At 37.3% G+C, this 15,309-nt stretch carries 17 protein-coding genes and 2 pseudogenes; 10 read left to right on the forward strand and 9 right to left on the reverse strand.

The window, feature by feature from the left end; genetic code table 11:
- Positions 1 to 326: 326 nt before the first annotated feature.
- Together ACOI1C_RS15470 and ACOI1C_RS15475 are read right to left on the reverse strand one after the other, a co-directional pair.
- A complete protein-coding gene (locus ACOI1C_RS15470) occupies positions 327 to 1,676 on the reverse strand; it encodes a glucose-6-phosphate isomerase (RefSeq protein ID WP_422511409.1) in 1,350 nt (449 codons plus the stop codon).
- A gap of 152 nt (positions 1,677 to 1,828) precedes the next feature.
- Complete coding sequence (locus tag ACOI1C_RS15475; protein ID WP_422511410.1) at positions 1,829 to 2,992, reverse strand: iron-containing alcohol dehydrogenase; 1,164 nt, start codon at positions 2,990 to 2,992, stop codon at positions 1,829 to 1,831.
- Positions 2,993 to 3,151: 159 nt separating this feature from the next.
- Between ACOI1C_RS15475 and ACOI1C_RS15480 the strand changes: the two genes are divergently transcribed.
- Positions 3,152 to 3,385, forward strand: coding sequence for a DUF378 domain-containing protein (locus ACOI1C_RS15480; protein WP_422511412.1), 234 nt, complete (start codon positions 3,152 to 3,154; stop codon positions 3,383 to 3,385).
- A 50-nt stretch (positions 3,386 to 3,435) separates the two neighbouring features.
- Here ACOI1C_RS15480 and yugI read toward each other — a convergent pair whose 3' ends face one another.
- Positions 3,436 to 3,825 (reverse strand): S1 domain-containing post-transcriptional regulator GSP13, encoded by a 390-nt coding sequence (yugI, locus tag ACOI1C_RS15485; RefSeq protein WP_422511414.1) that lies wholly within the window; start codon positions 3,823 to 3,825, stop codon positions 3,436 to 3,438.
- A gap of 300 nt (positions 3,826 to 4,125) precedes the next feature.
- On the opposite strand from yugI, the gene ACOI1C_RS15490 reads away from it, so the two are divergent.
- Positions 4,126 to 4,956 carry an alpha/beta fold hydrolase gene (locus tag ACOI1C_RS15490; RefSeq protein WP_422511416.1) on the forward strand — a complete coding sequence of 277 codons (831 nt, stop codon included), beginning with the start codon at positions 4,126 to 4,128 and terminating at the stop codon, positions 4,954 to 4,956.
- A 35-nt stretch (positions 4,957 to 4,991) separates the two neighbouring features.
- On the opposite strand, the gene ACOI1C_RS15495 is transcribed toward ACOI1C_RS15490, so the two are convergent.
- On the reverse strand, positions 4,992 to 5,246 hold the full coding sequence (locus tag ACOI1C_RS15495; protein WP_422511417.1) for a DUF1871 family protein: 255 nt from the start codon (positions 5,244 to 5,246) through the stop codon (positions 4,992 to 4,994).
- A 105-nt stretch (positions 5,247 to 5,351) separates the two neighbouring features.
- A complete protein-coding gene (locus ACOI1C_RS15500; RefSeq protein WP_422511509.1) occupies positions 5,352 to 5,903 on the reverse strand; it encodes a superoxide dismutase family protein in 552 nt (183 codons plus the stop codon).
- Positions 5,904 to 6,362: 459 nt separating this feature from the next.
- On the opposite strand from ACOI1C_RS15500, the pseudogene ACOI1C_RS15505 reads away from it, so the two are divergent.
- From ACOI1C_RS15505 to ACOI1C_RS15515, 3 genes and pseudogenes are all read left to right on the forward strand, one after another.
- Positions 6,363 to 6,644, forward strand: a pseudogene (locus ACOI1C_RS15505) (NIPSNAP family protein); the annotation flags it as partial.
- 586 nt (positions 6,645 to 7,230) lie between these two features.
- The gene (locus ACOI1C_RS15510; RefSeq protein WP_422511418.1) at positions 7,231 to 7,530 is read left to right on the forward strand and encodes a hypothetical protein; all 300 of its coding nucleotides are present in this window, start codon (positions 7,231 to 7,233) and stop codon (positions 7,528 to 7,530) included.
- A gap of 15 nt (positions 7,531 to 7,545) precedes the next feature.
- Positions 7,546 to 7,848, forward strand: a complete 303-nt coding sequence (locus ACOI1C_RS15515) for a hypothetical protein (protein ID WP_422511420.1) — start codon at positions 7,546 to 7,548, stop codon at positions 7,846 to 7,848.
- 33 nt (positions 7,849 to 7,881) lie between these two features.
- Here ACOI1C_RS15515 and ACOI1C_RS15520 read toward each other — a convergent pair whose 3' ends face one another.
- The 3 genes from ACOI1C_RS15520 to ACOI1C_RS15530 form a co-directional block, all read right to left on the reverse strand.
- On the reverse strand, positions 7,882 to 8,595 hold the full coding sequence (locus ACOI1C_RS15520) for a protein rep (RefSeq protein ID WP_422511511.1): 714 nt from the start codon (positions 8,593 to 8,595) through the stop codon (positions 7,882 to 7,884).
- A gap of 335 nt (positions 8,596 to 8,930) precedes the next feature.
- The gene (locus tag ACOI1C_RS15525) at positions 8,931 to 9,137 is read right to left on the reverse strand and encodes a hypothetical protein (protein ID WP_422511421.1); all 207 of its coding nucleotides are present in this window, start codon (positions 9,135 to 9,137) and stop codon (positions 8,931 to 8,933) included.
- Positions 9,138 to 9,166: 29 nt separating this feature from the next.
- Positions 9,167 to 9,901 (reverse strand): peptidylprolyl isomerase, encoded by a 735-nt coding sequence (locus ACOI1C_RS15530; protein ID WP_422511423.1) that lies wholly within the window; start codon positions 9,899 to 9,901, stop codon positions 9,167 to 9,169.
- A gap of 100 nt (positions 9,902 to 10,001) precedes the next feature.
- Between ACOI1C_RS15530 and ACOI1C_RS15535 the strand changes: the two genes are divergently transcribed.
- Both ACOI1C_RS15535 and ACOI1C_RS15540 read left to right on the forward strand, forming a co-directional pair.
- The gene (locus tag ACOI1C_RS15535; RefSeq protein ID WP_422511425.1) at positions 10,002 to 10,382 is read left to right on the forward strand and encodes a kinase-associated lipoprotein B; all 381 of its coding nucleotides are present in this window, start codon (positions 10,002 to 10,004) and stop codon (positions 10,380 to 10,382) included.
- A gap of 270 nt (positions 10,383 to 10,652) precedes the next feature.
- Positions 10,653 to 11,862: pseudogene (locus tag ACOI1C_RS15540) on the forward strand (MFS transporter).
- A gap of 178 nt (positions 11,863 to 12,040) precedes the next feature.
- Here ACOI1C_RS15540 and ACOI1C_RS15545 read toward each other — a convergent pair.
- Positions 12,041 to 12,427: a hotdog fold thioesterase gene (locus ACOI1C_RS15545; RefSeq protein ID WP_422511427.1), complete on the reverse strand. Its 387-nt coding sequence runs from the start codon at positions 12,425 to 12,427 to the stop codon at positions 12,041 to 12,043.
- A 112-nt stretch (positions 12,428 to 12,539) separates the two neighbouring features.
- Here ACOI1C_RS15545 and ACOI1C_RS15550 point away from each other — a divergent pair, with 112 nt between their 5' ends.
- The 3 genes from ACOI1C_RS15550 to ACOI1C_RS15560 all read left to right on the forward strand — a co-directional run bounded on the left by ACOI1C_RS15550 (position 12,540) and on the right by ACOI1C_RS15560 (position 15,266).
- Entirely contained in the window at positions 12,540 to 13,193 is a 654-nt protein-coding gene (locus tag ACOI1C_RS15550; protein WP_422511428.1) for a hypothetical protein, read from the forward strand.
- A gap of 73 nt (positions 13,194 to 13,266) precedes the next feature.
- A complete protein-coding gene (locus ACOI1C_RS15555; RefSeq protein WP_422511429.1) occupies positions 13,267 to 13,935 on the forward strand; it encodes a response regulator transcription factor in 669 nt (222 codons plus the stop codon).
- Complete coding sequence (locus tag ACOI1C_RS15560) at positions 13,932 to 15,266, forward strand: sensor histidine kinase (protein ID WP_422511431.1); 1,335 nt, start codon at positions 13,932 to 13,934, stop codon at positions 15,264 to 15,266. Before ACOI1C_RS15555 ends, ACOI1C_RS15560 begins: the two co-directional genes overlap by 4 nt.
- Positions 15,267 to 15,309: the final 43 nt, after the last annotated feature.

Consider the following 15,309-nt stretch of genomic DNA (forward strand, 5'->3'; position numbering starts at 1 on the left):
AATCGGTATATCCTTAGGTTATCCAGTTCAGGGGAAAATATTGATTTGGTTGTTAGTTTTGATTGGCTATGGAGAGAAATGTGAATTCTTTGTTGTATATCGTCATATTTCGAAAAGAAGTGAGAAGAAAACCTAGTGAACTGCCGTATATTAGCTATTTTCCATTTATTTCAGCGATTATTCAAATATATCGTCGATTTTTTATTTTTATCAGCGATTTTTAGATTATATCAGCGTTAATTGACATTTATCGGCGATAAGACATATTACCCCATTTTACCCCACACAAAAAGACGGAGTGAGTTTATGCACCTCACTCCGTCTTATTATTTTAATCTCTTCTCAAGCTCAGCTTTCTTCTCTTCAAAGCCAGCCTTTCCAAGTAATGCAAACATATTGACCTTATATGCTTCTACCCCTGGTTGGTCAAAAGGATTTACGCCAAGCAAGTACCCACTCATTGCACAAGCTTTTTCAAAGAAATAGACAAGATAGCCAAACGTGTAGGCATCGAGTTCTGGAAGTTCTATGATTAAGTTTGGAACTCCACCATCTGTGTGTGCGAGCATCGTCCCTTGATAAGCTTTTTTATTGACGTAATCAATTGATTCACCCGCTATATAATTCAATCCGTCTAAATCTTGTTCTTCTGATTCAATCGTTAACTCATGACGGGATTTTTCCACATATAAAATGGTTTCAAACAAATCACGACGACCTTCTTGAACGTATTGACCTAATGAATGCAGGTCTGTCGAGAAGTTTGCTGATGATGGGAAGATACCCTTTTGATCCTTTCCTTCACTTTCTCCAAAAAGCTGCTTCCACCATTCAGAAAAATATTGCAAGCCTGGCTCATAGTTGACGAGCATTTCAATCGTCTTACCCTTATTGTAAAGAACATTTCTTACAGCAGCATATTGATAAGCCGCATTATCTTCAAGTTCAGAATGGCTGAAATCCTCACTTGAAGCAGCTGCACCCTTCATGATTGCCTCGATGTTTGCCCCACTAACTGCAATTGGAAGTAACCCCACTGCTGTTAACACAGAATATCGTCCGCCAATATCATCTGCTATGACAAATGTTTCGTAGCCTTCTTCACTTGCTAACGTTTTTAAGGCTCCGCGTTCTTTGTCTGTTGTCGCATATATACGCTTTCTTGACTCTTCTTTTCCGTACTTTTCTTCTAATAGCTTACGGAAAAGTCGGAAAGCAATGGCCGGCTCTGTGGTTGTACCTGATTTAGATATGACATTAATAGAGAAATCCTTCCCTTCAAGCACATCCATTACATCTTTCATATAGGTAGAACTGATGTTATTCCCAACAAAGATAACCTGTGGGGTCTTCCTTTGCTCCTTAGTTAAAGCATTGTAGAATGAGTGATTTAATAGCTCAATGGCAGCACGTGCACCAAGATATGATCCCCCGATTCCTACTACTAATAAGACGTCTGAATCAGCCTTGATTTTTTCAGCACTTTTGACAATTCTTGAAAATTCTTCTTTATCATATTCTGTTGGGAGATTAATCCACCCTAAAAACTCACTCCCTGCTCCTGTCTGTTCATGTAGAGAATGATGCGCAACCTTTACAGCATCTCTTAAATATGTAAGTTCATGCTCCCCGAAAAAGGATAATGCCTTCGAATAATCAAATTTAATATGGGTCATCAACAAAAGCCTCCTAATAATAAAAATCCTGCCTCTTTCACTTTACCCGAATATACTTATTCAAATCAAGAAGCCAAAGTCACATGAAAGCGTGTACATCACTTTTTTTACAGAAAATTAGCGGCCCTTTTTTGAGAGCCGCTTTGATTTTTTTATAAAGATGCACGTAGTATAGCTAATACGTCTTCTTTTTGTAATGGCTTGAAGTTTCCGAATTCACCGCGTGTCATCGCCTTATCGGCCATTAATTCGAGCTGGTCGTCACCAATTTCATAATCAGCCAGTCTAGTTGGAGCTCCGATACTAGTCCAGAATGCGCGAACTTTCTCAATGCCTTCTAGTGCAACTTCTCTATCTGTTTTACCTTCAGGATTAACATTAAATACTCGAACAGCAAGCTGTACAAAACGATAAACATTCGTATCTAAGGTGTGTTTCATCCAATTCGGGAACAGAATAGCTAGACCACCAGCGTGCGGGATGTCATATACAGCCGAAACAGCATGCTCCATATTATGGGATGCCCAATCTCCTCGATATCCCATGGAAACCATACCATTCAAAGCCATCGTGCCACAATAAAGAATCGTTTCGCGAAGCTCATAGTTTTCTAAGTCGTTTACTAATTGAGGTCCAACTTCCATAACTGTAAGCAAAATAGATTCACACATACGATCTTGAAGAGGTGTGTTTGTTGCTGTATGGAAATAATGCTCAAATACATGTGACATCATGTCAACGATACCATAGATTGTTTGATCTTTTGGTACTGAGTACGTATGTACGGGATCAAGTATTGAAAACTTAGGGAATGTTGCTGGGCTACCCCATCCATATTTCTCATTTGTTTCCCAATTAGTAATAACAGACCCAGCGTTCATCTCTGAACCGGTTGCAGCAAGAGTTAGAACTGTACCAAATGGTAATGCCCCTAAAACCTCAGCTTTATGTGTTACAAGGTCCCATGCATCCCCGTCATATTTTGCACCCGCTGCAATGAGCTTTGTGCAGTCAATTACACTTCCACCGCCAACAGCTAAAACGAATTCAATGCCCTCTTTTTTACAAATCTCAATACCTCTTTTAGCAGTCGTTAATCGAGGATTTGGTTCCACACCAGCTAATTCATGAACCTCTGCTCCAATTTCTTCTAAAAGTCCAAGAACTTGATCATATAGTCCATTACGTTTAATACTTCCTCCACCATAGACAAGCAATACTTTTTTTCCGTACACTTTAACTTCTTCTTTTACATGCTCTAACGTTTCTTTCCCAAAAATGAGCTTTGTTGGATTATTAAAGATAAACTGTTCCACGAATTAAATTCCTCCTATAAAGTTGATTACCCTTATTATGTAGTACTGAAGAAAACATTGTAAAGAAATGTGACTCCTTAAGAAGTATGCATAATTTTGTAGGAAAGTACTCATCCTAAAAACGTAGTAATAGCTTTCACTATTAAGGAGGGAAACCTTGTGAGTACAATTCAACGACTTGCATTAGCTCTTACGATAATTGGGGCGATCAACTGGGGATTAATTGGATTTTTCCAGTTCGATCTAGTCGCAGCCATCTTTGGCGGACAAGATTCAGCACTTGCTCGAATCATTTATGGTTTAGTTGGAATTGCGGGTATCATCAACCTTGGCTTACTGTTTAAGCCTTGGAAAGAAGTAGAAACAAGTCCAGAACCAAGAGCTTCTCGCTAATTTGTATAAAAATAAAAAAGGTAGGAATTCCTACCTTTTTTATTTTCCCATTATTTCTTTAAAAGATTTTCACGATTACTTGATTGCTCGATCCACTCTTCTAGCTTATCTTTTAACGTATTAAAGCCTTGTACTTCAACATCAGACTTTTCATTGTTCTTCTTCATAATTTTTTGAAGTGGAGCCTTCTCTGGTGCTTTTTCTGTTGCACGAATTGAAAGACTAATTTTCCCTTTTTCTTCGTTTATAGAAAGAACCTTTACCTTTACTTCGTCACCAACTGTTAAATGCTCACTTACATCTTTAACAAAACCATGTTTAATTTCAGAAATATGCACAAGACCTTGTGTATTTTCATCTAAAGCAACAAACGCACCATATGCTTGAATTCCTGTTACTTTTCCCGTTAAAACACTACCAACTTCAATTTTTTCTGTCATTCAAAAACACTCCCAATGATATATTTTTTATCCCTTTATATACGTTTTATATACGCAATATAAAATTATACCACATTAGAGGGTTTAAAGCAAAAACAGAATGAAATATGCTTTTACTCCTTCTTATTATCTACAACTGCCTCCTATTTAAAATCACCAAGTTTTAAAAGGTTGTAGTAAGCACTAAGTATAAGCTTTCTAGTTTCCCCCCTTTTTTTACGTTCATTTTCCAACACCTACTAGGGTGAATTTAACCATAATGGGTAAACTAAGTTACAAATAATGGTTGGAGTGAAGGATATGACATTAGAGAAAGACACACAATTCACCATTTCCATCCAGGGGGTAAAGGTGCATTATGAAGTGTACCATCAAGATGCAAGTAAATTTAAGCCGACTATTGTTTTAGTTCACGGTTTCCTTTCTTCGACATTTAGTTTTCGCAGGCTAATCCCTCTACTTGCTAAGGAATATCGGGTCATTGCATTAGACTTACCACCCTTTGGCAAAAGTGAGAAATCTAAAAATTTCTTCTACACATATAATAACCTCGCAAATATTGTTATTGAGTTACTAGAAGCATTAAAAATAAAGGACATCGTTCTAGTTGGCCATTCCATGGGTGGACAAATTTCATTACATGTGGTCAAAAAACGTCCTGAACTTGTTCGACGGGTTGTATTATTATGCAGCTCTAGCTACTTGGACAAAAGCAGGCTAAGCTTAATATTTTCAACCTACATTCCGTTCTTCTCGTTTTGTTTAAAAAGCATTATGACAAAACAAGGGGTGAAAAGAAACCTCTTAAATGTTGTATACGACCAATCCATGATTGATGAAGAGATGATGCTTGGCTATGAACAGCCTTTTTACGATAATCAAATTTTTAATGCGCTTGCCAGAATGATTCGGCACAGGGAAGGTGATTTAAGTTCAAGTGAGCTACAATCATTAGATACGAAAAGCTTGCTTATTTGGGGGCGAGAGGACAAGGTAGTACCACTTCAGGTAGGAGAACGATTACACGAAGATCTTAGATATTCAAAGCTCATCACATTCGATCATACAGGACATCTTTTGCCAGAAGAGAAACCACAGCATATCCATGAAAACATCCTACAATTCATATAAAAAAACTGGAGATTTTTGCTCTCCAGTTTTTTTATTTAAAGTGAACAAGATTCCTCATTTTTTAGGTTTAAAAGAATCATTGTCATTCTGATACACTCTTCATCTGTTGGGCTATTTTCAAAAGAAAATTCAAATATTCCCTTTATTTTTTTTACAATGATAGATATATCATCACATTCATGTAAAACTGCAATAATATCCGATATTTCCGGGTCATAATTACCGGGGCCAATCTGAAACGGATCCCAGTAGTATAACGTATCATAAATCTTACTATTTACTTCATTCATAAGTAAGTAACTCACCTTTAAGACTATTTTTGCCTTAATCATACCATAGTTCAGGTCAAGCCGAGAACATTTTCACAGACAAAAAGCACATGACCTAAACATGTGCTACTCCTTTTCCTCGGATACTTTCTTCTTAGCGTCTCCTGCTTTTTTCGTTTTCTCTTTATCCTGTTGCTCTTCTAAGTTGATGACTCCACAAGCAATGCGTTTGCCTGCATTTCCTGCCGGCTGACTCATTCCATCATCCGCATTTTCATGAATAATAAGAGAAGTGCCATCCTTTTTATATAAAGTTGTTTTCCCTTCCTTTAACGTCACACCTGCCGCCATAAGTTCAGCAGCAACAGTTCCATCCGGTTTTGCCACAATGTTTGGTAAATCTCCTGCATGTGCCCCATCTTGATTGAGAAGACCATGGTCTTTTTCCTCGGGATTATAATGATCTCCAGCAGATTCAAACTCAGGTGGCTCACAATCCCCATTCGCATGAAAGTGAATGCCATGCGGGCCTGGCTCAAGTCCATTCAAGGCTAGGCTAACTTTTACACCAGAAGCCTGTTCTTCTAGTGTCGCAGAACCCATACTGTCACCATCGGGATTTTTTATATCTACCTCTATTTTTGATGGTCTTACCTCAGCACAAGCACTTACTAACATCGCGATTGAAACAATCAAAATCCACTTTTTCACTATTGTCCCCCCAAAGTCCCTTTTTTCGTAGCATCTCCAATTCCGATTTTGTTTAAACAAGTGGGGGGATTAGGAGGATGTTGCACTTCTGAAAAAATTCGTTGTCTCACAAAATATGAATATATGGCAAAAGTTATTATAAAAAAGAAAGCCCTACCAGTAGGTTAAGTAACTCGGATAACTTGGAGAAACAATAGAAATAGCATCGCAATTAATCAAGTTTCTATTTCAGTTTCTATTTTTGGTTTAAAAAGTAAATCCTCATACAAAATAGGTGATTTATGTTAAATTAAAGATAGAATTAGTGAAAGTCTTATTAAAAATACGGACCGTTTAGTTTATTTGCAGTTATTCCTAAATTAAAGACATGTATATAGTTAGAATCGTAAAAATCATTCATTATTTTCAATAAAAAGGAGAGAAACTATGTTTCATAGAAGAAAGTTCTATATTGTAAAAAGAGAGTTTGTCGAAGTCTTTAACACTCACTTCAATGAAACAAACTTACCCTAACCAACTTAAATACGGTTCACGTCTAATAGGTCGCTGGATGAAGGATAATAATGACGATACCGTAGAAATATTCGCTATCTGGGAATACGACAGTAATGAGATCTATGCAGAAATTGAAACTAAAATTAGAAATGATGAGGATCATATTAAACGTATTAAAGACTGGTATGAAAAAATGGTGGAAAAGAGTATGTGTATAAGAGCCTGTTCAAAAAGGAGGACAAAAAGAGCAAAGAAGTTCAAGGAAGCGAAGTCTTGAGCTTCCTGCGCGTATGTTTTGTATACGTGAGGAGCGGAAAAGACGAGCTGATGAAGAAATTCGAAGCTATTTTTGCCGGACTTTTTGAACATCCTCTATAAGAAATACATTTTAGATGTGAAAAACGAAACTTTAGTGTCAACTGTAAAAAGAGACTACTAACATAATAACAAGTTAATCCAAGTCTTCACTATTCAAACAACGGTAGTTAATGGAAAGGCGATGATAAAACAAGGCTCTTTTCTAAAAGATCGTTTCTTTTAAATAGGTTTGTGAAAGCCATGTCTCAACTTGATAAACAGAGTATGAGAATACCAATTCAATATAATTGGTTTTTACTAAAAAAATGTTTTTAAAAGGGATAATATGTTAATGTTATGAGGCTAACTAGACTAACCATCAGTAGATGTAAATACACTACCGAATACTGGTGAAACTACTTTTAGTCCTCAGGCATCTAACACTGGCGAGTTCCAGACTTATGGTTTAAGTTTTGCAAGAGGGACTATTAGTTGTTATACAATGAGTTCAAACGCTTATTGCCCATGGACTATTCAAGTTGGCGGTGACGTTATTACGTATAGTAATGTAATTGTATACCTAGAAAGATATGAGGGATTCCTAAGTGGTGGTTGGGAACGTTATTCCACTTTTAAGTTTCAGTATCCCGTGAATATTGCGACTTCCACAATAAGAAATGAGGCATCTTTCAACCTGCCAAAAGGATCTTATAGAGTTAAACTTGGAGGAAATTTCACAACTGCTAAAAATGGTGTATATTCCGCAATTGCCAATGGTCCATCTTATTTTGACATTAAGTAATTAGGCGGTGAAATTTTGAGTAATGAACAAGGATATGTTGATTTTAAGCCCACGGGAATAAAAATCGATTACACCCATGTTGATCTATCAAAAAAGCAAGTTACAGCAATAATTTCTTGCGACAATGAAGTTCAAATGACTTTAATTACTGATTTGACTCTGAACCAGGTAAATAAAAACGGGTCTTTTGAGAAAGTATTTGCTGTGTTACCTGATAGAGACGAAGAATCATATCTTGAAGAAGTTAATGCTTGGGCTAAAATATTTATCGATAATAAAATCACTGACCCCAAGAAGTATTTCGATTCGTTTATGTAATCTCTTAATAAAAAAAAAACAGAGTAATCTTCCCTACTCTGTTTCTTTTTCCTTAATTAATTCTTTTTGAAAATAATCGGCTGACACTTCCTGTATTTCTTTCTGTATGTATGTTTTTTCGCCCCATTGATACAAAATCAAATAAACATATTCCGTTGTGTCCTCTTTCATGTACTTATCCAATTCACCTTTTTTAAATCTATCATTCGCATCTTTGAACATTCCAGAGAAAACTAGCAATCTACGTCCCTTTAAAGCACCATAAAAAACCTCAAATACTTCACTTGATGCTAGATAATCACCATCTTTAGCCGAATACTTCGCAATTTCATTAATTTCTGATCCCTTTTGATGCTTCTTAAATTTCCGAATATCAACTTGTGTAATTGAATAATCACCAGTAGATTCTTGCCATAATTCAAGCCAGCGATCTCGAGATAAATAAACTCTATTATTAGTAAAATAACTTTTATCAACAGCAATCAATACATGAAAGTGAGGATGATACTTCCCATAGTTTGGATTATCATCGCCGAACTTCAAGCCTCGCCGATCATAGTAATCACTTTTTCTCTTATACATATTTTTCGTAATAAAAACTTGATCATCATATTTAACTTCTAACTTACGAACATACCCTTTTACAAAATCTTTCAGTTCTTTTCGCTCGAACATTTTCTTAAATGATTTATTAAATTTATCAATCTGTCCTCGTAATTCATCAGCCGAAACCGTTGATCCGTTGATAAATAAGTTGAGCGGAAGGTGCGAGACTTCTTGCTAGATGTGAGACCCCGCAATGTGCAAGCCGAGGAGGCTCACCGCCCGCCCCCTTGAAATGGTGCATCCTGGAGCGGAGAACAACCACTCCTCTTTTTGGGTAAATAGCAACAAATTTTACGAAAAGAGCCTAAAGCAAAAAGCTCAGAGCATAGAGACTCAGAGCTTTTTGTGTGCTATTTACAATGTAATTTATTTACTACTTGCAAGGTTGTTTATTCTGCTATTTGATGGTTCCCCACACTAACTGAACTACTTACCATGAGCTGGATCTTCTATTTAAGAACATTTTATCTCTCTAGTTAAGAGTCACTCGAGTTTTCTTCATTATATTTCTTCATTCTTTCTTCGACTTCTTTTGCTTTTTCTAATTCTTTACTTGAGGTGACAATGATCAGCCTCATGACGAGTATAGCCAATATGAGAAAAATGACAAAGGTAATTCCAGCTGGGATATATTCACTTTTATCTTCGGGAAAATATAAAAATAAGCCTACTATAAAATGCACTGCATGACACTCCTTGAATGGTTCAATATTTACTCAATTACATTTATCTTTTCGATTAATACAGGTTTCTTGGGCACTTCTCGAGCACCAACTTCGACTCCTGCAATGGCATCTAAAATATCAAGACCCTCTATCACATGTCCAAAAACCGTATGGTTATTATCTAACCAATGTGTACCACCTAGTTCACTATAGGCCTTACTAATTTCTTCAGGATACCCTAATTTCTCAATTTCTTGCTGAAGGTCTGGTTCGACACTCTTCTTCTGGACAATGAAGAATTGACTCCCATTTGTATTTGGTCCAGAGTTTGCCATGGAAAGTGCTCCTCTTAAGTTGTAAACCTCATCTGAGAATTCATCTTCGAAATCTTTTCCGAATATACTCTCCCCACCACCACCAGTTCCAGTAGGGTCACCACCTTGAATCATAAAATCATTAATCACTCGATGAAAGCTCAATCCTTCATAGTAGCCATTTTTGCTATGTGTTAGAAAGTTCTCTACAGCCTTTGGCGCGACATCAGGATATAACTCAAGGATTATGGTTCCTTTAGACGTGACCATTTCAACCTTCGGATAATCTTTTGTTCCAGGTGTTAACTGGCGATATTCACCATTTGTTGTTGGGTTTTCACTACCGCTTTGTTCTTGAGTTGACTTTGTTTTTTCATCTTTTGATTCAGCAGTTTGCTCTTTTGCCGTTCCACAAGCTGTTAATAAGAACATCAACATTACCACTACTGCAAATTTTATTTTCATCATTCATCACTCTCCTACTATCATTACCACCATTATATTGTATGCTTGTCCATTATGGTACTATGAAGAAAGGAATACATCAATGAAAGAAGGTGGACAAAATATGACAGATTCCTTACAAATTGGTGATATCGTCAAGGCACCTTACAAAACAGGTGTGTATATAGGGGAAATTACTGCTGTGAAACCCGAGCTTTATTTAGTAAAGGTGCAGGCGGTGAGTAAGCACCCCACACAGGGCGATCTACACAACCCGAAGCAAGTTCAGGTGGCTCTCTTTCATGAAAGACGAGCATTAGCTGAAAGAGAACAAGCGAATATTCCAAAGGGAATGGTAAAAAAATATGATGGTGAAGTTCCTTCTTATAAACATTCCTTACTTGATGCTCTTACAAAGATGAAGAAAGAGCTTCAAGCAGAAAACAGTGAGTGGTCCATGCTTTGTGTAGAAAAACTTAACACTCTTGAAAAAGAATACTTCTAATCCAACACCTTTAATAGGTGTTTTTTTCTTAAACGGTTAAAACAACGCAATACCTTAGTTTATAGATAATCAAAATGGTGGTTTATTTCCTCTCCAGGATGCACCTTCCCAAAGGGCGGGCGGTTAAGCCTACTCGACGCTCTTTGCGCCTCTCGTGAGTCTCACCTGTTCCGCTGCTCTAAGCAGGAGTCGAATGCCTTCCTTGAAAAATATAATAAACTATTATAATATTTAGGGAGACGAAATAATTAAAGACAGAAGGTGACGTTTATCCAAACAATGAAAAAGAACCTTGTCATTATGTGGATTGCGAATTTTTTTGTCGCAGCAAGTGCAACAATGGTTCTTCCATTCTTATCGCTCTACATTGGTACATTTGGGGACTATTCACAGGACTATGTACAGAGGTGGTCTGGATTCGTATTTAGTATTACGTTTCTAACCGCTCTTTTTTTCTCACCCTTATGGGGGCGAATCAGTGATAAACATGGCTACAAAAGAATTCTAATGATCACTGGATTTGGAATATCAGCCAGCATTTTCTTAATGGGATTTGTCCAATCTGTCGAGCAACTCTTTTTCCTTAGACTAGTAATGGGTATTGTTACTGGATTCATTCCGACCTCTATTGCATTCATATCCTCTCAAACTCCAAAGGAATCCGCTGGAAAAACGCTTGCCACTCTTCAAACAGGAACAGTAACTGGTGCTCTATTGGGACCTTTAATTGGTGGACTTATTGTAGATATGGTTGGTTTTCAGTATACATTTATTATCACTTCGAGTTGTATAGCTGGGGCAGCCTTGCTTGTCACCATTTTCATCAAAGACCATAAACGTGTAGAAAAACAGTCTGAGAAAAAGTTAACGAGGAAGGAAGTTTTTTTGGCAAATTGTACACTCACCGTTGCTACTGATGACGATGATTCTTTCTTTAATTATCCAAGTTGCTAATTTTAGCATTCAACCTATCTTAGCTATGTATGTCACACAGTTAGGAACTGGAGAGAATATTGCCTTACTCGCAGGCCTTGCTTTTTCCGTTACAGGATTAGGGAATTTACTTGCAACTAGGCAGTGGGGACAACTTGGGGATCGAATCGGTTATGAAAAGGTACTGCTTTTCTTAACTATAATGGCAGCGGTATTCTTTATCCCGCAATCATTGGTTACATCATTATGGCAGCTCGTCTTACTAAGATTCTTCTTCGGGATGGCACTGGGCGGGATGATTCCGTGTATGACCGCTTATATTCGTGAACTTGCTCCTTCCTCCATTCATGGTGAAATACTGGGCTACAATTTGAGCTTTCGCTTTTTAGGAAATGTGATCGGACCAACCTTAGGGGGAATTCTTTCTGCGTTTTTCGGCATTTCAAGTGTTTTTGTTATCACTGGATCTCTTTTTATTGTGGCAGCCATTTTCTTATGGTTTACATTAAAAAAGGAAGATGAGGCGAAGCATTCTGTACCAACTTAAGAGTCTACAAACGGAAAAAGACGCAAAGATTGTATCACAAATCCTTGTGTCTTTATTTCTCTTTAATTCCAAATTGCATGTAACATACTTAAAAAAAGGATGTCTATGAAGTGGTCACCAACTGCAATGAGAAGTAAACTTTTACGTGTTGTTAAGTCATGTTCAAAAAAAGAATACATTATTTTCTAATCTTAATTACGGCCATCGTACATCTCGAAACACAAATTAATCGTTCTTCTTCGTCGACAATTTTTATATCCCAAACCATGGTCGTTCTTCCGCGGTGTAGAATCGTTGCAATGGCAGTTACAACGCCATCTTTCTTTGCTTTTAGGTGGTTTGCATTAATTTCTAGTCCTGCACAGCTTTCAGTTTCTTGATCAACTAAATGATACGTTCCGACACTAGCCACTGTTTCAGCAAGTGCAACAGACGCACCTCCGTGTAGAACTCCGAATGGCTGATGTGTTCTCTCGTCAACTGGCATAGTTGCCATAACTTTTCCGTCCTCAAGTAAGGTAATCGTTATTCCGAGCGTTGCAATTAATGTTTTGGATGTATCCATAATTCCCATCTCCTTTTCTCGTCCCATCATTTCACATAATTTCTCCATTATTCTTCTAAAATCCTTCTTTATATTTAGTAGTGTACTATAAATGCAAAAAGGAGAGATGTAAATGAAGAAGATGAGCTTAGTTGCAGGTGCAGTCGCGATTACATTGCTTTTACCTGGAGTCGGAATGGTGAACGCAGCAATGAATAATGAAACTTCATCTGCTTTTGATGAAATTAGCACAACAGGTTCACTCCAAGAAAGGGTAGACAAACGTAAACAGCATTTTGAAAAGAGAGAGCAAGTGATCACGGAAGCAGTTGTTAAATATGCTCCAGAATTAACAGATGATTGGAATCAGGCTTTTCAAGAAAGAGAAGCGTTACTTAGTGAGTTAGCATCACAAGAAGTTCGTGAAGAAATGAAAGCAGGGAAATATTCAAAACGCCATGAGGTCAAAGCACAGTTTCAGGAACTGAAGGATCTTTTCAAAAATGGGGAAATAACTAAGGAAGATGCAAAAAAACTGATTAAAGAAAAACGAGAAGAGCTTAAAGTTACTCGTGTAAAACGTAAAACGGAGAGTAAAGAAATCAAATCAGCTTATGTAGCCAAGTGGAAAGAACTTAAACATGCTGTTAAACAGGACGATGCAGCAAAGGTGAATACACTTCTAAATGAGTACTTAGACTTTTACACGAAGAAGACAGATACAGTTGGAAAAAGACTTGAACAATTTCAGAATGGTATAGAGTCTGATACCGACAATACTTTATAATAAAGCTAGCCAACAAAAGGGACGAATCAAAACGTCCCTTTTTCTTGCATCTTCTAAATTAGGAGGAACACAGGTGACCTATTCCATTTATCTTGTAGAGGATGAACAAGAATTAAATGCGATTCTCACGACCTATTTACAAAAAGAAGGATGGGAAATTAAATCCTTCCATAATGGAGGGGCGGCACTAGAGGCGATACCTGAACGGCCAAATCTCTGGGTTTTAGATATCATGCTGCCTGACGTAAATGGTTACGAACTTCTTAAAGCGATTAAGGAAGATTCATCAAGTATCCCGGTAATTTTTATTTCAGCGCGAGATGCCAATCTTGATCGAATAATCGGCCTTGAGCTTGGAAGTGATGACTACATAGCGAAACCGTTTCTACCAAAGGAGCTCGTACTTCGTTCAAAAAAACTTTTACAGCGCACCTATCAGCTTCCCGCTAAACAAGAAAAGATGAAATATGGACCATACGAAGTCGACTTATTAAAAAGAAACGTACGAGAAATGAATTCTGAAATTATACTAACTTCTAAAGAGTACGAACTTTTTAGCTTCTTACTATTCAATGTAGGACAGGCGTTTAGTCGGGAGCAAATCCTACAAAAGATTTGGGGCGATGATTATTTTGGCTCGGATCGTGTTGTAGACGATTTATTAAGAAGGATGCGAAAAAAGCTACCTGCTCTTCGAATAGAAACCTTGTATGGTTTTGGATACAGGTTGATAGAAGGATGAAAAAACTTCCTTTATTTACTCAGCTTCTTTTCATGTTTGGTTTTATATTGTCACTTCTTGCACTCTTACTTTTTACAACGATACCTGGAACATTGCGAAGCTTTTTTACCCACGAAATGTACACAACCATTGAGGATGCCCAGCAGCAATGGACGTCACAAGACATCTTGAAAGAGGATTCTTTCATTAGCAAAGCCCAAGCTAAGCAGGATAGACGAACTGTTAGTCATCTGTTTTTGAATGAAAATGGCAAATTGCTTCGTGGTAGTAAATTGCCTGATGTTATTCGTGTTGAAATGTATGAGCAAGCAATTTGGCAAAATAAAGCGACCGAACGTTATAAAGGAAAAATAGAAAATGAAGATATATTTTATGTTATTAGAGAAATATCTATCGGAGCAAAGAGCGTTTATCAGGTCTCTTACATGTTTGATTCCTATCAACAGGATCTAGTCAAAACCTTATCAAAACGGCTTTTTTTTCTTATTTCTATCATTAGTATAGCTTGTATCTCTGTCGCCTACCTTTTTTCAAAGCGATTATCAAAACCTATTATTGAAATGGAGCAGCATGTTCATAAAATGGCGGCCAGAAATTTGGATACCTCTTTACTGTTATATCGGCAGGATGAACTGGGCTCACTTGCAAATTCTATAGAAGAATTGAGGAAGCAGCTCAAGCAAAAGGACCAAGCTCAGGCAACCATGCTTCAATATGTCTCCCACGATTTAAAAACACCTGTAATGGTCATACGCAGTTATGCCGAAGCGTTTAAAGACGGTATTTATCCAAAAGGTTCAATCGAGGAATCTGCAAATGTAATCCAAAAGGAAGCGGAGCGACTTGAGGGTAAAGTGGGTGATCTTCTTTACTTATCAAAGCTAGAGTATTTAAATCAAACTGCTCAGGAAAAGTACCCAGTAGATGTTGATGTTATCATTCAAGATGTTGTAGACCGTTTTAAAACGAAGAGAGATGATCTGGTTTTCACTCTAAGTATTCGACCCGTCCAGTTACTTGCAGTTCAAGAACAAATTCAAGTTGCGCTGGAAAATTTATTGGATAACGCGATCCGCTACGCAGACAAACAAGTACAGATTTCATTGGATAATAGTGAGAAGCAAGTCATCCTTCGCATTTGGAATGATGGTGAAAAGCTAACCGATGCCGACCTCAAAAATATGTTTAAAGCATTTCATAAAGGGAACAACGGCAATTTCGGGTTGGGTCTGGCCATTGTGAAAAGAATTGTGGATTCCCACCGTGGTTCCATTTACTTTAAAAATACAGACATAGGTGTAGTAGTGGAAATTATACTACCACAACAATAATAAAGTTTTACCAGCCATAAACGAATTTCATTTGGTCATGATA

Source organism: Bacillus sp. DJP31, assembly GCF_049310945.1.
Taxonomy (GTDB): Bacteria; Bacillota; Bacilli; order Bacillales; family SA4; genus Bacillus_BS.